The sequence below is a fragment of the Coleofasciculus sp. LEGE 07092 genome, assembly GCF_015207375.1.
GTDB lineage: Bacteria > Cyanobacteriota > Cyanobacteriia > Cyanobacteriales > Coleofasciculaceae > LEGE-07092.
In genome coordinates, this window is sequence record NZ_JADEWY010000022.1 from 1 (window position 1) to 15,956 (window position 15,956).

Genomic DNA, 15,956 nt, shown 5'->3' on the forward strand with positions numbered 1-15,956 from the left:
GAGCTGGGGAGCGGGGGAGCTGAGTAACACCCCAAATGTCCCCTTGTCCCCTTGTCTCCTATTCCCAAACTCTTAGAGGATGTAATGAAAAAAATTTCAGCACTGGGACTAGATGTAGGTAGTAAGCGTATTGGCGTGGCGGGATGTGATGGAACCGGTCTGATTGCTACGGGGCTGACAACAATTGAACGTACTTCTTTTGATCGGGATGTGGCACAACTGCGAGAATGGGTTGAGGAAAGAGAGGTTCAAATTTTAGTCGTTGGTTTGCCCTATTCGATGAATGGAACGGTGGGGTTTCAAGCGCGACAGGTGCAGAAGTTTGCCAAGCGCGTGGCTACAGCCTTACAACTACCTGTAGACTATGTGGATGAGCGGCTAACTTCGTTTGAAGCCGAACAGTTAATCAAAAACGAAAAGCGATCGCCCTCTCGCAATAAAAGTCTGATTGACCGCAAAGCAGCGGCTATTATCCTCCAACAGTGGTTAGATGCTCGCAGAGCCAATTCCAGCCCGATACCTTAACCTTTCAACCACACGGCTTAGAGTGATAACATGGAAAGCTGCTGCATTATTACAAATTAACTTGATCCATGACTCTAACCCAAGAGCGCAAACACGAAATTATTGAGGGCTACCAAGTTCACGAAACCGACACAGGTTCGGCAGATGTGCAAGTTGCCATCCTTACCGAACGCATTAATCGGTTGAGCCAACACCTGCAAACCAACAAAAAGGATCATGCCTCTCGACGAGGATTGTTGAAGATGATTGGTCAGCGGAAACGTTTGCTGGCTTATGTGCGTAACGACGATCTAGAACGTTACCAAGCCTTGATCAAACGCTTGGGTATTCGCGGATAGACCACTATATACGCTTATGTCTACTGAATCACCTCGCAACCGCTTGCCCTTTGAACCGCGATCCAAGCGCAAAAAAACAGAAAAAACCAAACCTGAACCAATTCCCAGTAAAACGACTGCCAAGGATGACAACCCGACTACCCCATCTAGAGAATCGATGACGATTCCTGATGCAGTCAGCAAGCGTATGGTGCGCCGGATGGCACTGCTCTGTGGCATTCCCACAGCCTTGGCGATATCCTCGTTTTTTATCAGTTATTTTTTGGTCACTAACGTGGGATTGAAGTTACCGAATGTGGCTGTGGTTCTGGTGAGTATGGGATTTTTTGGTTTAGGGGTACTGGGACTGAGTTATGGTGTTCTCTCGGCATCCTGGGATGAGGAGTCACCAGGGACTGTGTTGGGTTGGCAAGAATTTACCACCAATGTGGGACGAATGACAGCCGCATGGCGCTCGGTTCGACAAAAAAATTAGTAAGGGACAAAGAGATAAGCCTGATATAAGTTGAAGGGGTAGCCCAGCTACCTTCAACAAAATCTCGGTAACTCTCACCCTCAAGGTGGAGCTGAGTAGGGTGGAGTAGTTGAACCTGGCAGTACTATTACGCACAAAATTAAGTTGGTAGGAACTTTAAAAATATGATTGTGGTCATGAAAGTCGGCTCTCCAGAAGCCGAAATCGCCCGAGTCAGTGAAGAATTAATCGGATGGGGGCTGACTCCAGAAAAAATTGTTGGTCAGCACAAGGTGGTTGTCGGTCTAGTCGGTGAAACCGCCGCGTTAGACCCGCTGCAAATTCAGGAAATTAGCCCCTGGATCGAACAGGTACTGCGGGTAGAGCAACCTTTTAAACGGGCTAGCCGGGAGTTTCGTCACGGTGAAGCCAGTGAGGTGATTGTGTCAACGCCATCTGGTGCCGTTCACTTCGGGGAACATCATCCAGTTGTACTGGTTGCCGGTCCTTGTTCGGTGGAAAACGAGGAAATGATCGTAGAAACGGCACGTCGCGTCAAGGCGGCGGGTGCGCAATTCCTGCGGGGAGGGGCATACAAACCTCGGACTTCTCCTTATGCCTTTCAAGGTCATGGTGAAAGTGCTTTGGGCTTGCTGGCAGCGGCGCGGGAAGCAACAGGATTGGGTATCATTACCGAAGTGATGGATACCGCTGATGTAGAGAAAATTGCGGAGGCTGCCGATGTTGTGCAAGTGGGTGCCCGCAATATGCAGAATTTCTCACTGCTCAAAAAAGTCGGTGCTCAGGAGAAGCCTGTACTGTTGAAGCGGGGGATGTCTGCCACGATTGAAGAATGGCTGATGGCAGCGGAGTATATTCTGGCAGCAGGAAACCCGAACGTGATTCTGTGTGAACGGGGTATCCGGACGTTTGATCGCCAATATGCCCGGAATACTTTAGATTTGTCGGTACTGCCTGTTTTGCGATCGCTCACTCACTTACCGATTATGATTGACCCCAGTCACGGTACGGGACGGGCAGAATACGTCCCAACTATGGCTCTAGCTGCGATCGCGGCGGGTGCTGACTCGTTGATGATCGAAGTTCATCCCAACCCTGCCAAAGCGTTATCAGATGGACCACAATCCCTCACACCCGATCGCTTTGATCGATTAGTGCAAGAAATGTCTGTAATTGGTAAAGCTGTGAAGCGTTGGCGCGAACCTGCAATGGCTCTGGTTTAAGTTAATCATGGGGGCACGGCATTGCCGTGCCTTTCTAATTCATTTAGATTAACCCTATATTACGTGCAGCTAATTAGACTTAATGAGTGTCTTCGTGAAATTAAAACGAACTTGGTTAATGATTTCAATAAACTGATCGCGGGAAAATGGCTTAGGTAAGTAAGCACTAGCGCCTTGCTTCATACCCCAGATCCGGTCAACTTCCTGATTTTTAGATGAACAAATCACAATTGGAATACTGGCGGTAGCTGGATGGGTCTTGAGGCGGCGGCACAACTCAAAACCGTTAATTTCCGGCATCACTACATCTGTAATAATGACATGGGGCTTTTCTTTTACTGCCGTATTCAATGCTTCTTTGGAGTCTTTTAGGCTGATGATCTTATGACCACTATCGCGCAGGTACAGATTCATCAATGCCAACTGAGCAACACTGTCTTCAATTACCAAAATTGTACTCATAGGTAGTTTCTCCTTTAAAAGTCAACGCTCAGTATTGACTGGGCGATCCCCTTACTAGTGGGTTAAAAGTCATTGCAAATCAATCGATAAGGAACGCTCTTATAGTGGTTTGCCTAGTTTCCAGGATAACGGTCTCTATCTCAGGCATGACTCTGTATATTTGCTGAATCGATATACGCAGAATGGCTGAATTCGGTTAACAAGACTTGCAGGCGGTGTTTTCTACTACTCGGACGAGATCTAATTTCCTGTTTCTCTACTCCTCCTGCTCCTCTTAACCAAGCAGTATTGCCTGGAGTCCTTTTTTCTCTCCTACCCTTCCTTATGACTGGCATTTCTGGTGCATCAACACGGCTCGAACGCCACCGACGACAATTTCCCGCCTTAGGGAACAAAGCGTATTTCAACTATGGTGGTCAAGGTCCGCTCACTTCAGCGTCCCTAGCTGCTATCCAACAAGCCTACGACTACATCCAGCAGCATGGACCATTTTCAGGCAAGGTGTTTGCCTGGATTGTCGAGGAAGCCAATCAAACCCGACAAGCGATCGCTTCGGAATTGGGCGTACCTCCAGAGACAATTGCCCTGACTGAAAATGTCACGGTGGGCTGCAATATAGCGTTATGGGGGATTGACTGGCAAAAGGGCGATCGCATCCTCCTCACTGATTGCGAACACCCTGGTATCGTTGCGACTGTCGCAGAAATTGGACGGCGGTTTGGGGTAGAAGTCTCTACCTGTCCTATCATGGCAACTCTTGATCAAGGAAATCCCCTATCGGTCATCGTCCAACATCTAACACCCCGCACGCGACTGGTGGTGCTGAGTCATATCTTGTGGAACACCGGTCAAGTTCTGCCCCTTGCAGATATTGTTCATGCCTGCCGCCATTATGCTACGAATACGCAACCCATCCGGGTTTTGGTAGATGCAGCCCAATCAGTCGGTTCCCTGCCATTGAATTTAAGCGAACTCGGGGCAGACTTCTACGCCTTTACAGGACACAAATGGTGGTGTGGACCCGAAGGACTGGGTGGTCTTTACATCCGACCCGATGCTTTAGAAAGCCTCACTCCTACATTCATTGGCTGGCGCGGCATTGTGACAGACAAAATAGGCAACCCAACGGGTTGGCAACCGAATGCACAACGGTATGAGGTGGCAACATCTGCCTACCCACTTTACGCTGGACTGCGGAACGCGATCGCCACCCACCTGCAATGGGGAACGCCAAAAGACCGATACGAGCAAATTTGTCAAGTCAGTCAGTACCTCTGGCAGGGTTTGTCTCAGCTTAATTCTGTCCGTTGCCTGTTGAGTTCTCCTCCTCGAGCCGGTTTAGTTTCCTTTGTATTAACCAATGGCAAATCCTCTTCCCAACTGGTACAGTCTCTAGGGGAGCAAGGGTTCTTAGTGCGAACTCTCCGCGATCCAGACTGCCTCCGTGCCTGTGTTCACTACTTTACAACCCATGAGGAGATTGATCAATTAGTCGAAGCCATAGATCAATTGTCCGGTCAATCACTTGGTTGATAATCTGCTGTTGTCGTCATTCATTCTCTGTCCGTTATGTTGTTGTTACTAAGGAATGAGGAATGACTATTCAATTGACTTTTCCCGAACACCTTGAACAATTCTAGAAAGTTCACTCTTTTCATTCATCGTAACGCGGGTTGGAGAACCACTAATAATACGTTCGTAATTCCGGAATGAATCTTTGATTTCAGCTCCTTCCTGACTGATAGTGTACTCACGAATAGCCGTATCATGCCAAGAACCCCGCATTTTAAATACGTTAAGCGCCCGTGACATTTGACCACGAATTTCTACATATTGCAGCATCAAAATTGTATCTGTAATGGTAGAAATATGGGAATCTGTAATTGAATTAGAACCCATAAACTGGTCGGTGGTATTGGTAAAAAAGCCAGTAATTTCTTCTTGCTTGGCGTAGCCCGTCACTCCAATTACAAACTGCCGGAAAGCGTTGTTCGTGACTCCCCTTGCCATCGCTGAAAGAGAATCAATAGCAATTCGAGATGGCTTAAACTCCTGAATCTCAGATTGAATAATTTGCAAATGATCTTCTAATCCAGCGGATTCGGGATAAGAACAAAGAATTTTTAGCAAACCCTTTTGTTCCATCTCCTCAAAATCAATTCCCCAAGACAAACCATTCCGAGTGAGCTGCGCCCGAGATTCTTCGTAAGCGAAAAGAATGGCGCGTTCATGGGTTAAGCAAGCATCTTGGATAAACTTGCTGACTAATAGCGTCTTGCCAGTACCCGTGGCACCCGTTGCCAGGATAATCGAATCTTTAAAGAACCCACCGCCGCACATTTCATCTAATGTTTTGATACCCGAAGACACTCGCACATTGGAAGAACGCTGGGTTAGTTGCATGGCTCCTAGGGGGAAGATATTAAAGCCTTGATTGGTAATTGTAAAAGGATATTCCCCTTTCATGTGAGTGGTGCCCCGCAATTTTAGAATTTCTATAGTGCGGCGGCGTCGCTCTCCTTCTAAGACATTGCGAACAATGACTACATTATCTGAAACAAACTCCTCGACCCCAAACCGGGCTACAGGACCGTATTCTTCAACTCGCTCTGTCGTCATTACCGTTGTCACGCCAATTTGTTTGAGGCGTGCCACGAGGCGAAAAATTTCCCGACGCACGACTGAGGCGGCATCGTATTGCTGAAAGATGGCGGTCATGGAGTCAACTGACACTCGCTTGGCTTTGTATTTGCGAATGGCGTACTGAATGCGCTCAATGAGAGCAGACAGGTCAAAATTTCCAACAACTTCTTGACCTTCAGGATCGGGTGAGGCATCTAAAATAAATAACTTTCCTTCATTAATTAATTTTTGAAGATCCCAACCCAAACTGTGAGAATTTTTAATAATATCCGTGGGAGACTCTTCAAAGGTAACAAATACACCAGGATCATTAAAATACCTGATCCCGTTGTAGAGAAACTGAACCGCCAACAGAGTCTTGCCAGTACCCGATGTGCCGCTGACGAGGGTGGTTCTGCCAATGGGCAAACCGCCGTGACTGATATCGTCAAAGCCCTCGATCATTGTTTGGATTTTCTGAACTCCCACTGCTGCAAGTTCGTCGGGTTTTGGCTCAGTTGGGTTAAGGTGACTCATAGGTTCGGTTTTCAAAACAGATAGGGATCGAACAAAAGCTATTAAAGCAAAATACTCCCAAATGGGACATTATGCCATACCATTCAAAACAGTACTAAAAATCTACCTCTCCTTCACGGATTTCCTCATAGAGAAGATCCAATCCGATAAGTACCTTTTCCCGATCCGATAAGTCACCAATAATTTTACGAACGGGAGGCGGTAAAACTTTGGCTAGGGTTGGGGTTGCCAAAATTTTATCTTCCTCAGCCAGTTGGGGGCTTTTGAGAACGTCAATCACTTTGAGGGCATAAACCCCTTGAAACTCCTGTTCTAGGATATTTTTGAGTGTTTTTAAGGCTGTGACGGAGTGGGGCGTGTTCCCAGCCACATACAGTTTGAGAACATAGGTTTTTTTTAGCGTACTCATAGCTTATCCGTTATGAATCAGCAAAGGGATAGTAGAGATAAGGATAGCAATCACTACTAGAACTGAGGATAATTGCTAGTTGAGCCTCAGAGCCAGGTTTATTACTCAATGCAAATGATAGCGGAAAGCTATCATCTATAGCTCTCTAGGAATAGAGCGGCGATACATTTCACCTAAGTGAGCGATCACATCGATTAGAGTCAGGCGATAGTCCAGCAACACTTCTTCACTTCGCCCTTCTAGCTTCAACTGTTTAGAAAACTCCTCCATCAATTCCATATGAATTTCTACAACTCTTGATACTGAAATATCAGCAAAAAAGGCTTGATTGACAAAACTATCAATTTCCTGATTAATAGATTGTTCCTGAGAAAAGTACGTTAAAATGATTTGACGATAGTCTGATTTCAATTGGTCTAAAAACCGCTCTTTCTCCTTTTGCGATAGATAGCGGAGAAAAAATTTTGGATTTCTCTTATAGTACACACCTAGGTATCCGAGTCGCTCCTTTAGTTTTTCAGATAACCGACTTTGCTGCTGCATCAAAAAACTACGATTGGTTAGCTCGGTTTGTGGGTCGGTGCAGACTGAGGGATCGGGTAAGCTACACAGAGGAGATAGGGAAAGAAATCGGGCGATCGCTTGGTCAATGAACTTCCCAATCTCAGCTAATTGAACAAGTTTGAGTCTAACTTCAGCAGCATGGAACAAATAATTGCCCGTCTTGAGAGGATAGCAATAGCCGTCTGGACTCGCTAGGCTTGCCGAAGTCTGGCTCTCGTTGTGTCGGTTGTTTATGAAAGCACTCTGAGGAATTTTTTCAGCCTCGTCGGGCAAAATTACAATCGGTAGCAGTATCCCTTGTTCATACAAGTGATTGATGACTGGCAGTAAAGCGCTATCATCCTCTAAGATCAAACAATCGATGTGCTGCTTGTGTTGCTCAACCCAGTCAAAAAACTCAGCTTCTGAACGGGTGATCTGCAAACTATAGCGATCACCACTGAGTACCTGACTCAATGACTGAGCCAGAGATTCAGAACGCACAAAGGAACAGACAGACAATTGAGGATGCAAAACAATCCGCGATAAAGGTTGGAGAGAACAACCGACTCATTGAGCTGAGTAACATACTCTGCCCTAAAAGATTCTAACAAGAATCTTTATAAAGTTACTTAACATTAAGTGAAACAATGGCAGAATTGTAAGTAATTTTAATTGCTTTGCCCTCTGTTTCCCCCATTGAGCACCATAATTGAATTAGAGCTGTAGCTGTGCGCTGAAGGTCAGGAACATTTCTGGCGCTGTTGGTGCATTTTCAGTGCAGCAACCACTGACTGTCACCCGCCAGTAACCGCTCTATTTTTGCTAGATTGGTTCTATCTATGCTGACTCCCAGTTTAAAAGACTGTGCCGTTCAAGTTCCTGTTTGTTCGCAAACGACTGGTTTTGCCGCCGTCCTGGAGATTTTTCACTCTTCAGGATGTGACGCGATTGTTGTTGTGAGCGAACAGCAATATCCTCTGGGAGTAGTGAATCTCCGACAGATTACACCTCATTTAATGTCACAGGTCAAGTTGGAGAAAAATCCATCGCCAATGGCAACCGGATCTCTTTCCCAACCGCTATGCGAGCTAGATCCGCCTGTAATCGAACCTCTGGCAATAGTACCAGCATCGTTGAAAGCCAGACAATTCTGGACATACCTGCAACAGTCCTACGAGAGTTGGACGCCGAACGCTACAGAACAAGAGCATCAGCAGAGTGTCCCCTGCCCCCGTAGCCAGTGGGCATTGGTCGAAGGAGATGGCAAATTTTTGGGACTGCTGAATAGCTGGCTGCTCCTGAAGTATTTAGCTCCCAGCCAGGGGGAAGCTGTTGCCAGTGAACAGCCGAGCGGAAACACCCTGAATCTGCTGACATCGGTTCTCGAACAACTGCCCTTACCCCTGAGTCTGCAAACTGCTACCGGGCAAGTCCTGGCAGAAAATTTAACTTGGCGTCAGCAAATTGGGACATCACCCAATTTAGACTGGGTTCGAGTTCCCACTGGGTTAGATAATCCCTCCACCGAACCTCAAACAAGTTTAGCCTCCCTTAACACTAGCGGGATGCCTTACCAGAAGGCTCTTGACTCAAACCGCTCAGAATCGGCGGTAGCCATGTCAAATCAAACTCAGATTTCCCTGGGCAGCAGAGTTAATCCCTTGCCACGGCAGGTCGGCAATCGAATTGTCCCTAAGTCTTCGGTTCAAGCTGCCGTTCGCTGCTACTGTGCCACGGTTCCTACCCCCAAATTTGCAATCGTGGCTGGGCGTCAGGAAAACCGCTCTGTACCAGCCGCCATCACAGCCCAAAATGCCTTGGAAAGCCGGGAAATATCGAAAACACGTCAAACAATCAATGATCGCTTCTTTTCCTTTACAAAAATTCCCCTTTTACCACCGCTCCTCAAGGAAAGGGAATGGGGAATGAGACGACAAGGAAATACGGCACACAAAGTAACAAAAGGACAAACGGGCAATTCTCGATTACCCGAATCACCCAATTCTAATCTATGGTTGGTGCTGGCTCAAGACACCACAGAGCAGCAACAAGTCGCCAAAGAACTGGCAGCTAAAAATGCAGATTTAGTCCAACTCAACCGACTCAAAGATGAGTTTTTAGCCTGCATTAGCCACGAACTAAAAACACCGCTTACCGCTGTTTTAGGGTTGTCGAGCCTTTTAAAAGACCAAACATTGGGAGAACTCAACGAACGCCAAGCTCGCTATGCTCGACTGATTTATCAGAGCGGACGCCAGCTTATGGCAGTGGTCAACGACATTTTGGATTTAACTCGGATAGAAACGAATCAGTTAGAGCTTACCCTAGAACCGGTACAGATTCAGTCCGTCTGCGATCGCGCCTATGCCCAAGCGCGACAAGTCTACTTGGAAAAAGACCAGCAGAATGAAGAGTCTATTCCAGAAAATCCTTTTACCTTGGAACTTGAACCGAATTTAGAAACGATTGTGGCTGATGAGCTACGCCTGCGGCAAATGCTGGTACACCTACTATCCAACGCCCTCAAGTTTACAGAAACTGAGGGGGAAATAGGTCTCAGGGTCAGCGCTCTAGGAGGATGGATTGCCTTCACCGTCTGGGACAAGGGAATAGGTATCCCAGGGGAAAAGCAGCACTTGATCTTTCAAAAATTCCAACAGTTGGAAGAACCCCTAACCCGTTGCTTCGAGGGTACTGGTTTGGGTTTGGTCATAACGCAACGCCTTGCCCGCTTGCATGGTGGAGATGTCTCCTTTGTTTCCAAAAGCGGTGAAGGCAGCGAATTTACCCTACTCCTACCACCCTGTCCACCCCAGGGCAGAGGTTTAACAGAAACTGACGGCTGGGAACACAAAGGAGAACACTACCAATATCCCATCCGTAACCGTTTAGTGTTAATTGTTGAAACAGTACTCCGCTACTTGGAAGACTTGACGGCACAACTCAAGCGTCTGGGCTATTGGGTTGTCATTGCTCGCTCCGGTACAGAGGCAGTTGAAAAAGCCCGCAGCTTGCAGCCCTGTGCGATTTTACTCAATCCTCTCATCCCGCAACTGTCTGGCTGGGATGTCTTGACTCTTCTCAAATCCGATGTGCAAACCCGTCATATTCCAGTTTTGGTAACCGCAACTCAGGCAGAGAAAGAGCAGGCTTATGCCCACAATGCTGATGGCTTCTTGAGTTTACCCGTACAAGAACCAGCACTTCTTGGAAGTCTGAAGCACTTCGGCAAACCTCAAAGTACAACGACTAGCGCTCTGACTGTCCTCTACCTCAGTGCTGGTTTAGTTGAAACAGATCCTGAAGAGTCTAGACTAATTTTTCAATTAACTCAGGTATTGAGTCTTCAACATTCAGAACTTAACTATCGAATTCTGGAAGCTGACGATCTCGATCAAGCAGAATTGCTGGCTCGAGTTTGGCATCCTGATGTTATCTTACTAGATGGTGTTAGTGTTCCAGACCCATTGGCTTACTTGAAAACCTTCTCATTACATCCAGACTTGACCTCTCTACCACTAGTTACCCTGGATCGCCAAATTACACAAGCCGCCAATCAAATCATCGGTCTTTCGGTGTATCCTTGTTTGGCACCTGATAACCAGCAAAAGATTGCCGCGCTGCTGGAAGTCATTCAGATTGCTGCTGGACTCAGCCGCAGGTCGAGCATTCTAGTGATGGATATCGATAATGGGAAGGACACTGCGGAAATGACTTCATTTCCAAACTCCAATTCTCTAACTCCTCACAACCCTTGGCTGCGAGCACTGATGCAATACCTGCAAGCTGCTGGATATAGAAGCTTGCTTTCCTCCTCGTGGGCAGATGTATCCCGTCAACTCCAAGATCAAACGGTTGACTTACTACTGGTTCGTTTAAAAGAGAGTCATGATTCTTCGACACTGATGCAAGGACTAATGGACTTAAGTCAGTTCCCCAAGCAACCACCCATTTTGGTGCTAGATCATCGATTCGAGAATCCCACCAGTGATGATACTATCCTTGACTTGGGTCAGGCTAGTTCTACCCGCCTAGAGTCGCAGTTGAGAACCGTCGCCACCAAAATTTTGCGGGGTTATTCCCATTCAATGAGCCAATTGTTAGATCAAATCCATCAAACCCTGGCACAATGAGCCAGTATCTCCTTAATGGGGACTCCACAGAACTGACTGCCAATTTTTGTGTAACAGGAATAGCAGAAAAAAGTAAGAAAAGTAAGAAAAGCAGGAAAAGTAGGAAAAGAAAGAGCGTTCACGCCATATAGCTGAACTTCTGTATTTTCCTCGGTTAAATAAAATTTAAAATTAAGTGTTGTTCCTACTGAAGATTCATAAAGTTGGAGATAGACTTCATAAAAACTTCATGAACAAATATTGTTTTTTCTCATAAATTAATAAATATACCAGTTCTCCCTTAAAGTAAAGGATGATTGGATTTGCACCGCCATTTGTCCTAAAATTGCGCAATAATTCACTGTATAAGTGCCTGCCATTTCAATAATTGACGGGCAATGGATACCCAAGCCTCCAATCAGGAAAATTTCTTCCCTAACAGTTCCCCTTAGCACGGGGAAACTGGGAAGGTTTTAAGAGAGTAGTCTGCATAAGCATCACATAGCGAGAGTTAAAGGGTATCAAATGTGATGCTACCATCATCTTGAACGAATTAATCTCTACCAATTTTGAATTATGAATCTTGTCCAAGGGTTGAGGGTTTTCAATGGTCGCAAAAGCCAACGGAAATTAACAGTCAGCGACGTACCGAAATGTCTCCCATATCTACAAATTCCTAAGGTCTCTTTGCAGGTTATTCTCGATTTAGACCCCTTCAAGAACTCCCCTAGCTACTCTGCTAGTATCAATGAGACAGCTCAAGTGGTTGGTTATTGGAAAACCCCCAGTGGAGACACTTCTGCTTTCCTTTGGAGCCACAACCAAGGAATCACTGATTTAGGTAATTTTGGTGGCTACTCTAGTGAGGCTAAGGCTATCAATCGTCAGGGTTTGGTGGTTGGCTATTCAAAAACAGAGACTGGATACGAACGGGCGTTTGTCTGGAGTCAAGATGAGGGAATGCAAGATATCGGCACTCTCGGCGGTTTGTGCAGTTTCGCTTACGGTATCAACAATCAGGAACAAGTCGTTGGTTCTGCAACGCTCAGTGACAGTAGTGCCTACTGTCATGCCTTTTTCTGGAGTCAGGATCAAGGCATGATGGACTTAGGTACTCTCGGGGGCGACTATAGCGAAGCCAAGGCTATCAATAATAGCTCTCAAGTAGTCGGTTCTGGGGAATTGAAAAATCAAGACTGGCATGCCTTCATCTGGACTCAGGGCAAAGGAATGCACGACCTCGGTACCCTTGGCGGCAGTCACAGTTGGGCAACCAGTATCAATGATAAAGGGTTCGTCGTCGGTGCTGCTACCGTTTGCGCTACCAACTGGTACTCTCGCGGTTTCTTCTGGAGTCAGGATGAGGGAATCCAAGACCTCGGCACTCTGGGGGGTTCTCACAGCTACGCCCACAGTATCAACAATGTTGGACAGGTCGTCGGTTCTTCAGACACTCAAGATAAATCCCATCACGCTTTTCTCTGGGATAACGGTACAATGATCGACCTTAACAGTCTTATTCCTGTCGAAGCGGGTTGGGAACTGCGACAAGCCTTGCACATTACTGATTCGGGTCAAATATTGGGCTATGGCGTTTACCTGGGACAAATCTGTACCTTCCTTCTGGTTCTGTAGGTTATTTCAGAATTTGACCGTGAATTCCTAAGGGGGTACTCTTCCAAATCCTAATCTTGAAGTTTGACTGGCTATCAAAGTAAAACAAACTGGCAGCAATCATAGCTAGCCCCAAAACAATTATGCCAATATCATTTTTTTGCATTCCTTTAAGCCTCCACTATTGGTACTTCAACAGTAGAAACCTGACTTCATTTACAGACAGTTGAATGGGCAGCTTTGATAACTGTACTGTTGGTAATGGAACGTTCTCGCTAAGGTTTACAAGTTACCGGCGTCTGACGTTGGACAATTCCCTAGCTGGCACTGTCGCCCGTGCAGTTTTCTTATAGGTAAAAGGAGAAAGGTATAGGTTATTTGTTGGCTTCTCCTTTCCCCTGAGTTTTTTATAAATGCGGTATAGAGTATTTCTACATCTGACTCTGACTTTCTCAGTGTAAGTCTGCCTCCCAGATACCGATGTAAATTCGACCGCTTTTTTGGCGTTCGATTACCCCTTTGAGATAATCGAGCCGAAAGGAGAACTGCTGAGACTTTTGCTGCCACACTTGCTCTAACCCTTGTTGGATTTGAGGATTAATTTGGCAGCCTAGCATACCATTTAGGGTTAGCTGCACTGTTTCAGAATCAACCACAGGGGTAAAGGATGCTTCCGTTTGACGAATTCGTTCTGAATGTCTGTCAAACAAAAAGCCTAAGCTCACTTGCTCCGGTATCAATTCATAGAATACAGCACGAGTATTGGGCCAGTAACCGCGTGCCGTTCCCGTGGGAGCACCGAGCAGGCGAAGCACGTCGCTCTTCTCGATTCCTGGCTGAAATGCTGGAATGCCAACACCATTGGGAGCATCTCGACATTGGGTTTCAATGATTTCTCCTAGGGGAGGTGGAAACACTCTCATCGATTCCCACGGTAAGGCAGAAGGTTTTGTGGAGATTAGAGACATAGACTGTACCCCTGCCTGTTCTGACAACAGTTGAGGTGATAGCCATACCTGGGAAAGTCCAGCCACCAAACAACTCGTAACAATTAAGATCCCCATGATCGTTGTTCTTTGCACTTGTGTTGAATTGGCACCACCTGCGATCGGGTTTGTTCGCTTCAGTGTCTCCTGAAATTTTGAGTTTTCACCCTTTGTAAATCATTTGATAGCAATAAGTGAGTCTGGGTAATTGAAAATAGAGCGTGTTTTCAAATCACGGTATTTCAATTCAGTTCTAGGCGAATCTCAATCTTCCGATAAGTCAGCTAGACTGTACCCATAATTCCTCGCTTATCGGTAAATCATTTTTTTCGTCATTCCGCCATCAATCACAAAATTAGCACCCGTAACAAATGCCGCTTCAGGGGAGGCAAAATAGACCGCTAAGGCTGCAACATCTTCAGGTTTTCCAACTCTGCCAGCCGGATGTTGGTGGTTGTCTTGTTGAGTCAATTCGGGTTTGTGTTGTGTTGCTTGCTTTTGCCAATAAAATTTTGAACGGACTTTTCATCAGAAACATCCGCCTGAATAAATTGGATAGAACCTAGAGGCTGAAATTCTGCTTCTGTTTCTCGTCCGGCTTCTTCATCAATTTCAGCGATCGCAACCTTCATGCCTTCTTGCAAAAATCGTTTGGCGATCGCTTTACCAATCCCTTGACCCCCTCCTGTAACAATCGCTACTTTTCCTTGCAAGCTCATTTGATAAAGTCCTCTGGCATTTATGAATGAGCAGCACCCTTTTCTTCTTGCTTTTCTTTAAGATAGGCAAAAACCGACTTATCACCAATGTCAGGTGGAATCGGTTGCACAACCTTGCGCAGGGCAAATAGGACAAACAAAACAGCCCAAGTTCCCAGCAGGATCTGTTCCCATGTGGTTGGCAAAATACCTGCTAGGTGTCCCAGTAACAGTGTCGGCACGAGAGGGGTAAGGAACTTAGTCTCCAAGCGGTTAAAGCAAAAGGCTTCCTTGAAATATATCCCAGTTAAAGCAGCAAAGGTAAAGCCAATGCCGAAGAGGGTAGTTGGATTATTGTAGACGAAGGCAGAAAGAGGTTCGCTGTTTTGTACTGCCAGGATACCTGCCCCAATGCTGCCGATCCCCCAAAAAATTTGCAAAAGTCGGTGCAGGGGTTCCAGATAAATGTGAATGGTGACTAAGCTAACGCCTAACGCCACGCAGAACAAGGCATAAAGGGGAGTTATTACACTCAACACCGTTGGATTATTACCCTGCCACAACACTAACAGGCTCCCAATCGCAAAGCTCAACGCTGCCACAAGTAAGCCACTGCGGTACACAATAACACCAGTGCGATCGCTGTGATTAATCGTAAATTCTCCAAATTGACCCTGGTAAACCTCTGGTTCCCATTGCTGTTGTAATGTCATAACTTATCCTTATTTTATCGATAGCCAATGCTTAAGGCTACGGTTAAAAAAACCAAGCCTGCTCAGTGTAACGAGGCTTTAACATACTATAGTTTTTCAACTTTAACGTTATTTAAAACTCATAGACGTTTTTGCTCCTATTTGCTGATTAAGTTAAGTTAAGTTTTGTAATGTTTTGTTGTTGAACTTTTATAAAGTAACTAGGGCTAACTGACAGTTCATCCCAATTTATGAACAAAGACCCTTTGTCGTCATTGAAAGGCTGGCGATCTTTCTACTCCATTACCTTATGCGTTTTTTCTTTTCTGTATCGAAAAATACGATTACTACCCCTGATGCGACACCTTTCGTGTTATTTTTGAAGAGTAAGACTCGATACCGCAAATCAGCAAAAAGGAATGTTTACCATGAACAAAAATTTATCACAAAAAGTACGGGAAGCTGCTAGTGTCCACCGCCACAGTCTCCAAAAAAGCTTGCAGCATCGCTTAGAAATCGCTAGAGCAAAGGGGGATGAAGCGTTGGTTCGTCTGCTAGAAGCAGAAGCCAGCTATCTCAACCTCAACTAAAGTTTCTTCATCGTTTCGATCTTGGCACTAATGACGCAACATTGGGAAAAATGTCAGGAAATTTTAACAGGGATGTCAGGGTAGACTGATATCCCTATTTTTGTGGGGCTCGGTGCGATCGCCTGAA

Annotated in this window: 15 protein-coding genes and 1 pseudogene; 8 read left to right on the top strand and 8 right to left on the bottom strand. The window is 45.9% G+C overall.

Features of this window, described 5'->3' with window-relative positions; translation table 11 throughout:
- The first annotated feature begins 84 nt into the window (after positions 1–84).
- From ruvX to aroF, 4 genes are all read left to right on the top strand, one after another.
- On the top strand, positions 85–525 hold the full coding sequence (gene ruvX / locus IQ257_RS07705) for a Holliday junction resolvase RuvX (RefSeq protein ID WP_193872887.1): 441 nt from the start codon (positions 85–87) through the stop codon (positions 523–525).
- 68 nt (positions 526–593) lie between these two features.
- Complete coding sequence (gene rpsO / locus IQ257_RS07710) at positions 594–863, top strand: 30S ribosomal protein S15 (RefSeq protein WP_193872886.1); 270 nt, start codon at positions 594–596, stop codon at positions 861–863.
- Positions 864–879: 16 nt separating this feature from the next.
- Complete coding sequence (locus tag IQ257_RS07715; RefSeq protein ID WP_193872885.1) at positions 880–1,338, top strand: PAM68 family protein; 459 nt, start codon at positions 880–882, stop codon at positions 1,336–1,338.
- A 164-nt stretch (positions 1,339–1,502) separates the two neighbouring features.
- The gene (gene aroF, locus IQ257_RS07720) at positions 1,503–2,561 is read left to right on the top strand and encodes a 3-deoxy-7-phosphoheptulonate synthase (protein WP_193872884.1); all 1,059 of its coding nucleotides are present in this window, start codon (positions 1,503–1,505) and stop codon (positions 2,559–2,561) included.
- Between the two features lie 69 nt (positions 2,562–2,630).
- Here the strand turns inward: aroF and IQ257_RS07725 are convergent, their stop codons facing one another.
- A complete protein-coding gene (locus IQ257_RS07725; RefSeq protein ID WP_193872883.1) occupies positions 2,631–3,023 on the bottom strand; it encodes a response regulator in 393 nt (130 codons plus the stop codon).
- Positions 3,024–3,347: 324 nt separating this feature from the next.
- Here IQ257_RS07725 and IQ257_RS07730 point away from each other — a divergent pair, with 324 nt between their 5' ends.
- Entirely contained in the window at positions 3,348–4,556 is a 1,209-nt protein-coding gene (locus IQ257_RS07730) for an aminotransferase class V-fold PLP-dependent enzyme (RefSeq protein ID WP_193872882.1), read from the top strand.
- A gap of 66 nt (positions 4,557–4,622) precedes the next feature.
- On the opposite strand, the gene kaiC is transcribed toward IQ257_RS07730, so the two are convergent.
- The 3 genes from kaiC to IQ257_RS07745 form a co-directional block, all read right to left on the bottom strand.
- Positions 4,623–6,182, bottom strand: a complete 1,560-nt coding sequence (kaiC, locus tag IQ257_RS07735) for a circadian clock protein KaiC (protein WP_193872881.1) — start codon at positions 6,180–6,182, stop codon at positions 4,623–4,625.
- A 94-nt stretch (positions 6,183–6,276) separates the two neighbouring features.
- Positions 6,277–6,591 (bottom strand): circadian clock protein KaiB, encoded by a 315-nt coding sequence (kaiB, locus tag IQ257_RS07740; RefSeq protein WP_193872880.1) that lies wholly within the window; start codon positions 6,589–6,591, stop codon positions 6,277–6,279.
- Between the two features lie 135 nt (positions 6,592–6,726).
- The gene (locus IQ257_RS07745) at positions 6,727–7,656 is read right to left on the bottom strand and encodes a circadian clock protein KaiA (RefSeq protein ID WP_228060510.1); all 930 of its coding nucleotides are present in this window, start codon (positions 7,654–7,656) and stop codon (positions 6,727–6,729) included.
- Between the two features lie 320 nt (positions 7,657–7,976).
- Here IQ257_RS07745 and IQ257_RS07750 point away from each other — a divergent pair, with 320 nt between their 5' ends.
- Positions 7,977–11,270, top strand: a complete 3,294-nt coding sequence (locus tag IQ257_RS07750) for an ATP-binding protein (protein ID WP_193872878.1) — start codon at positions 7,977–7,979, stop codon at positions 11,268–11,270.
- A gap of 666 nt (positions 11,271–11,936) precedes the next feature.
- On the top strand, positions 11,937–12,884 hold the full coding sequence (locus IQ257_RS07755) for a DUF3466 family protein (protein ID WP_193872877.1): 948 nt from the start codon (positions 11,937–11,939) through the stop codon (positions 12,882–12,884).
- A gap of 1 nt (position 12,885) precedes the next feature.
- Here IQ257_RS07755 and IQ257_RS07760 read toward each other — a convergent pair whose 3' ends face one another.
- From IQ257_RS07760 to IQ257_RS07775, 4 genes and pseudogenes are all read right to left on the bottom strand, one after another.
- Positions 12,886–13,029, bottom strand: a complete 144-nt coding sequence (locus tag IQ257_RS07760; protein ID WP_193872876.1) for a hypothetical protein — start codon at positions 13,027–13,029, stop codon at positions 12,886–12,888.
- A 286-nt stretch (positions 13,030–13,315) separates the two neighbouring features.
- Positions 13,316–13,927: a hypothetical protein gene (locus IQ257_RS07765; RefSeq protein ID WP_228060511.1), complete on the bottom strand. Its 612-nt coding sequence runs from the start codon at positions 13,925–13,927 to the stop codon at positions 13,316–13,318.
- A gap of 231 nt (positions 13,928–14,158) precedes the next feature.
- Positions 14,159–14,568 (bottom strand): annotated as a pseudogene (locus tag IQ257_RS31415) (SDR family NAD(P)-dependent oxidoreductase).
- Positions 14,569–14,588: 20 nt separating this feature from the next.
- Entirely contained in the window at positions 14,589–15,260 is a 672-nt protein-coding gene (locus IQ257_RS07775; protein WP_193872875.1) for a DUF2301 domain-containing membrane protein, read from the bottom strand.
- 407 nt (positions 15,261–15,667) lie between these two features.
- Here IQ257_RS07775 and IQ257_RS07780 point away from each other — a divergent pair, with 407 nt between their 5' ends.
- Positions 15,668–15,829, top strand: coding sequence for a hypothetical protein (locus tag IQ257_RS07780; RefSeq protein WP_193872874.1), 162 nt, complete (start codon positions 15,668–15,670; stop codon positions 15,827–15,829).
- Positions 15,830–15,956: the final 127 nt, after the last annotated feature.

Bases quoted from the DNA above. Each gene is read 5' to 3' on its own strand.
- ruvX (WP_193872887.1), top strand. From the start codon at position 85: ATGAAAAAAATTTCAGCACTGGGACTAGATGTAGGTAGTAAGCGTATT.
- rpsO (WP_193872886.1), top strand. From the start codon at position 594: ATGACTCTAACCCAAGAGCGCAAACACGAAATTATTGAGGGCTACCAA.
- IQ257_RS07715 (WP_193872885.1), top strand. From the start codon at position 880: ATGTCTACTGAATCACCTCGCAACCGCTTGCCCTTTGAACCGCGATCC.
- aroF (WP_193872884.1), top strand. From the start codon at position 1,503: ATGATTGTGGTCATGAAAGTCGGCTCTCCAGAAGCCGAAATCGCCCGA.
- IQ257_RS07725 (WP_193872883.1), bottom strand. From the start codon at position 3,023: ATGAGTACAATTTTGGTAATTGAAGACAGTGTTGCTCAGTTGGCATTG.
- IQ257_RS07730 (WP_193872882.1), top strand. From the start codon at position 3,348: ATGACTGGCATTTCTGGTGCATCAACACGGCTCGAACGCCACCGACGA.
- kaiC (WP_193872881.1), bottom strand. From the start codon at position 6,182: ATGAGTCACCTTAACCCAACTGAGCCAAAACCCGACGAACTTGCAGCA.
- kaiB (WP_193872880.1), bottom strand. From the start codon at position 6,591: ATGAGTACGCTAAAAAAAACCTATGTTCTCAAACTGTATGTGGCTGGG.
- IQ257_RS07750 (WP_193872878.1), top strand. From the start codon at position 7,977: ATGCTGACTCCCAGTTTAAAAGACTGTGCCGTTCAAGTTCCTGTTTGT.
- IQ257_RS07760 (WP_193872876.1), bottom strand. From the start codon at position 13,029: ATGCAAAAAAATGATATTGGCATAATTGTTTTGGGGCTAGCTATGATT.
- IQ257_RS07765 (WP_228060511.1), bottom strand. From the start codon at position 13,927: ATGGGGATCTTAATTGTTACGAGTTGTTTGGTGGCTGGACTTTCCCAG.
- IQ257_RS07775 (WP_193872875.1), bottom strand. From the start codon at position 15,260: ATGACATTACAACAGCAATGGGAACCAGAGGTTTACCAGGGTCAATTT.
- IQ257_RS07780 (WP_193872874.1), top strand. From the start codon at position 15,668: ATGAACAAAAATTTATCACAAAAAGTACGGGAAGCTGCTAGTGTCCAC.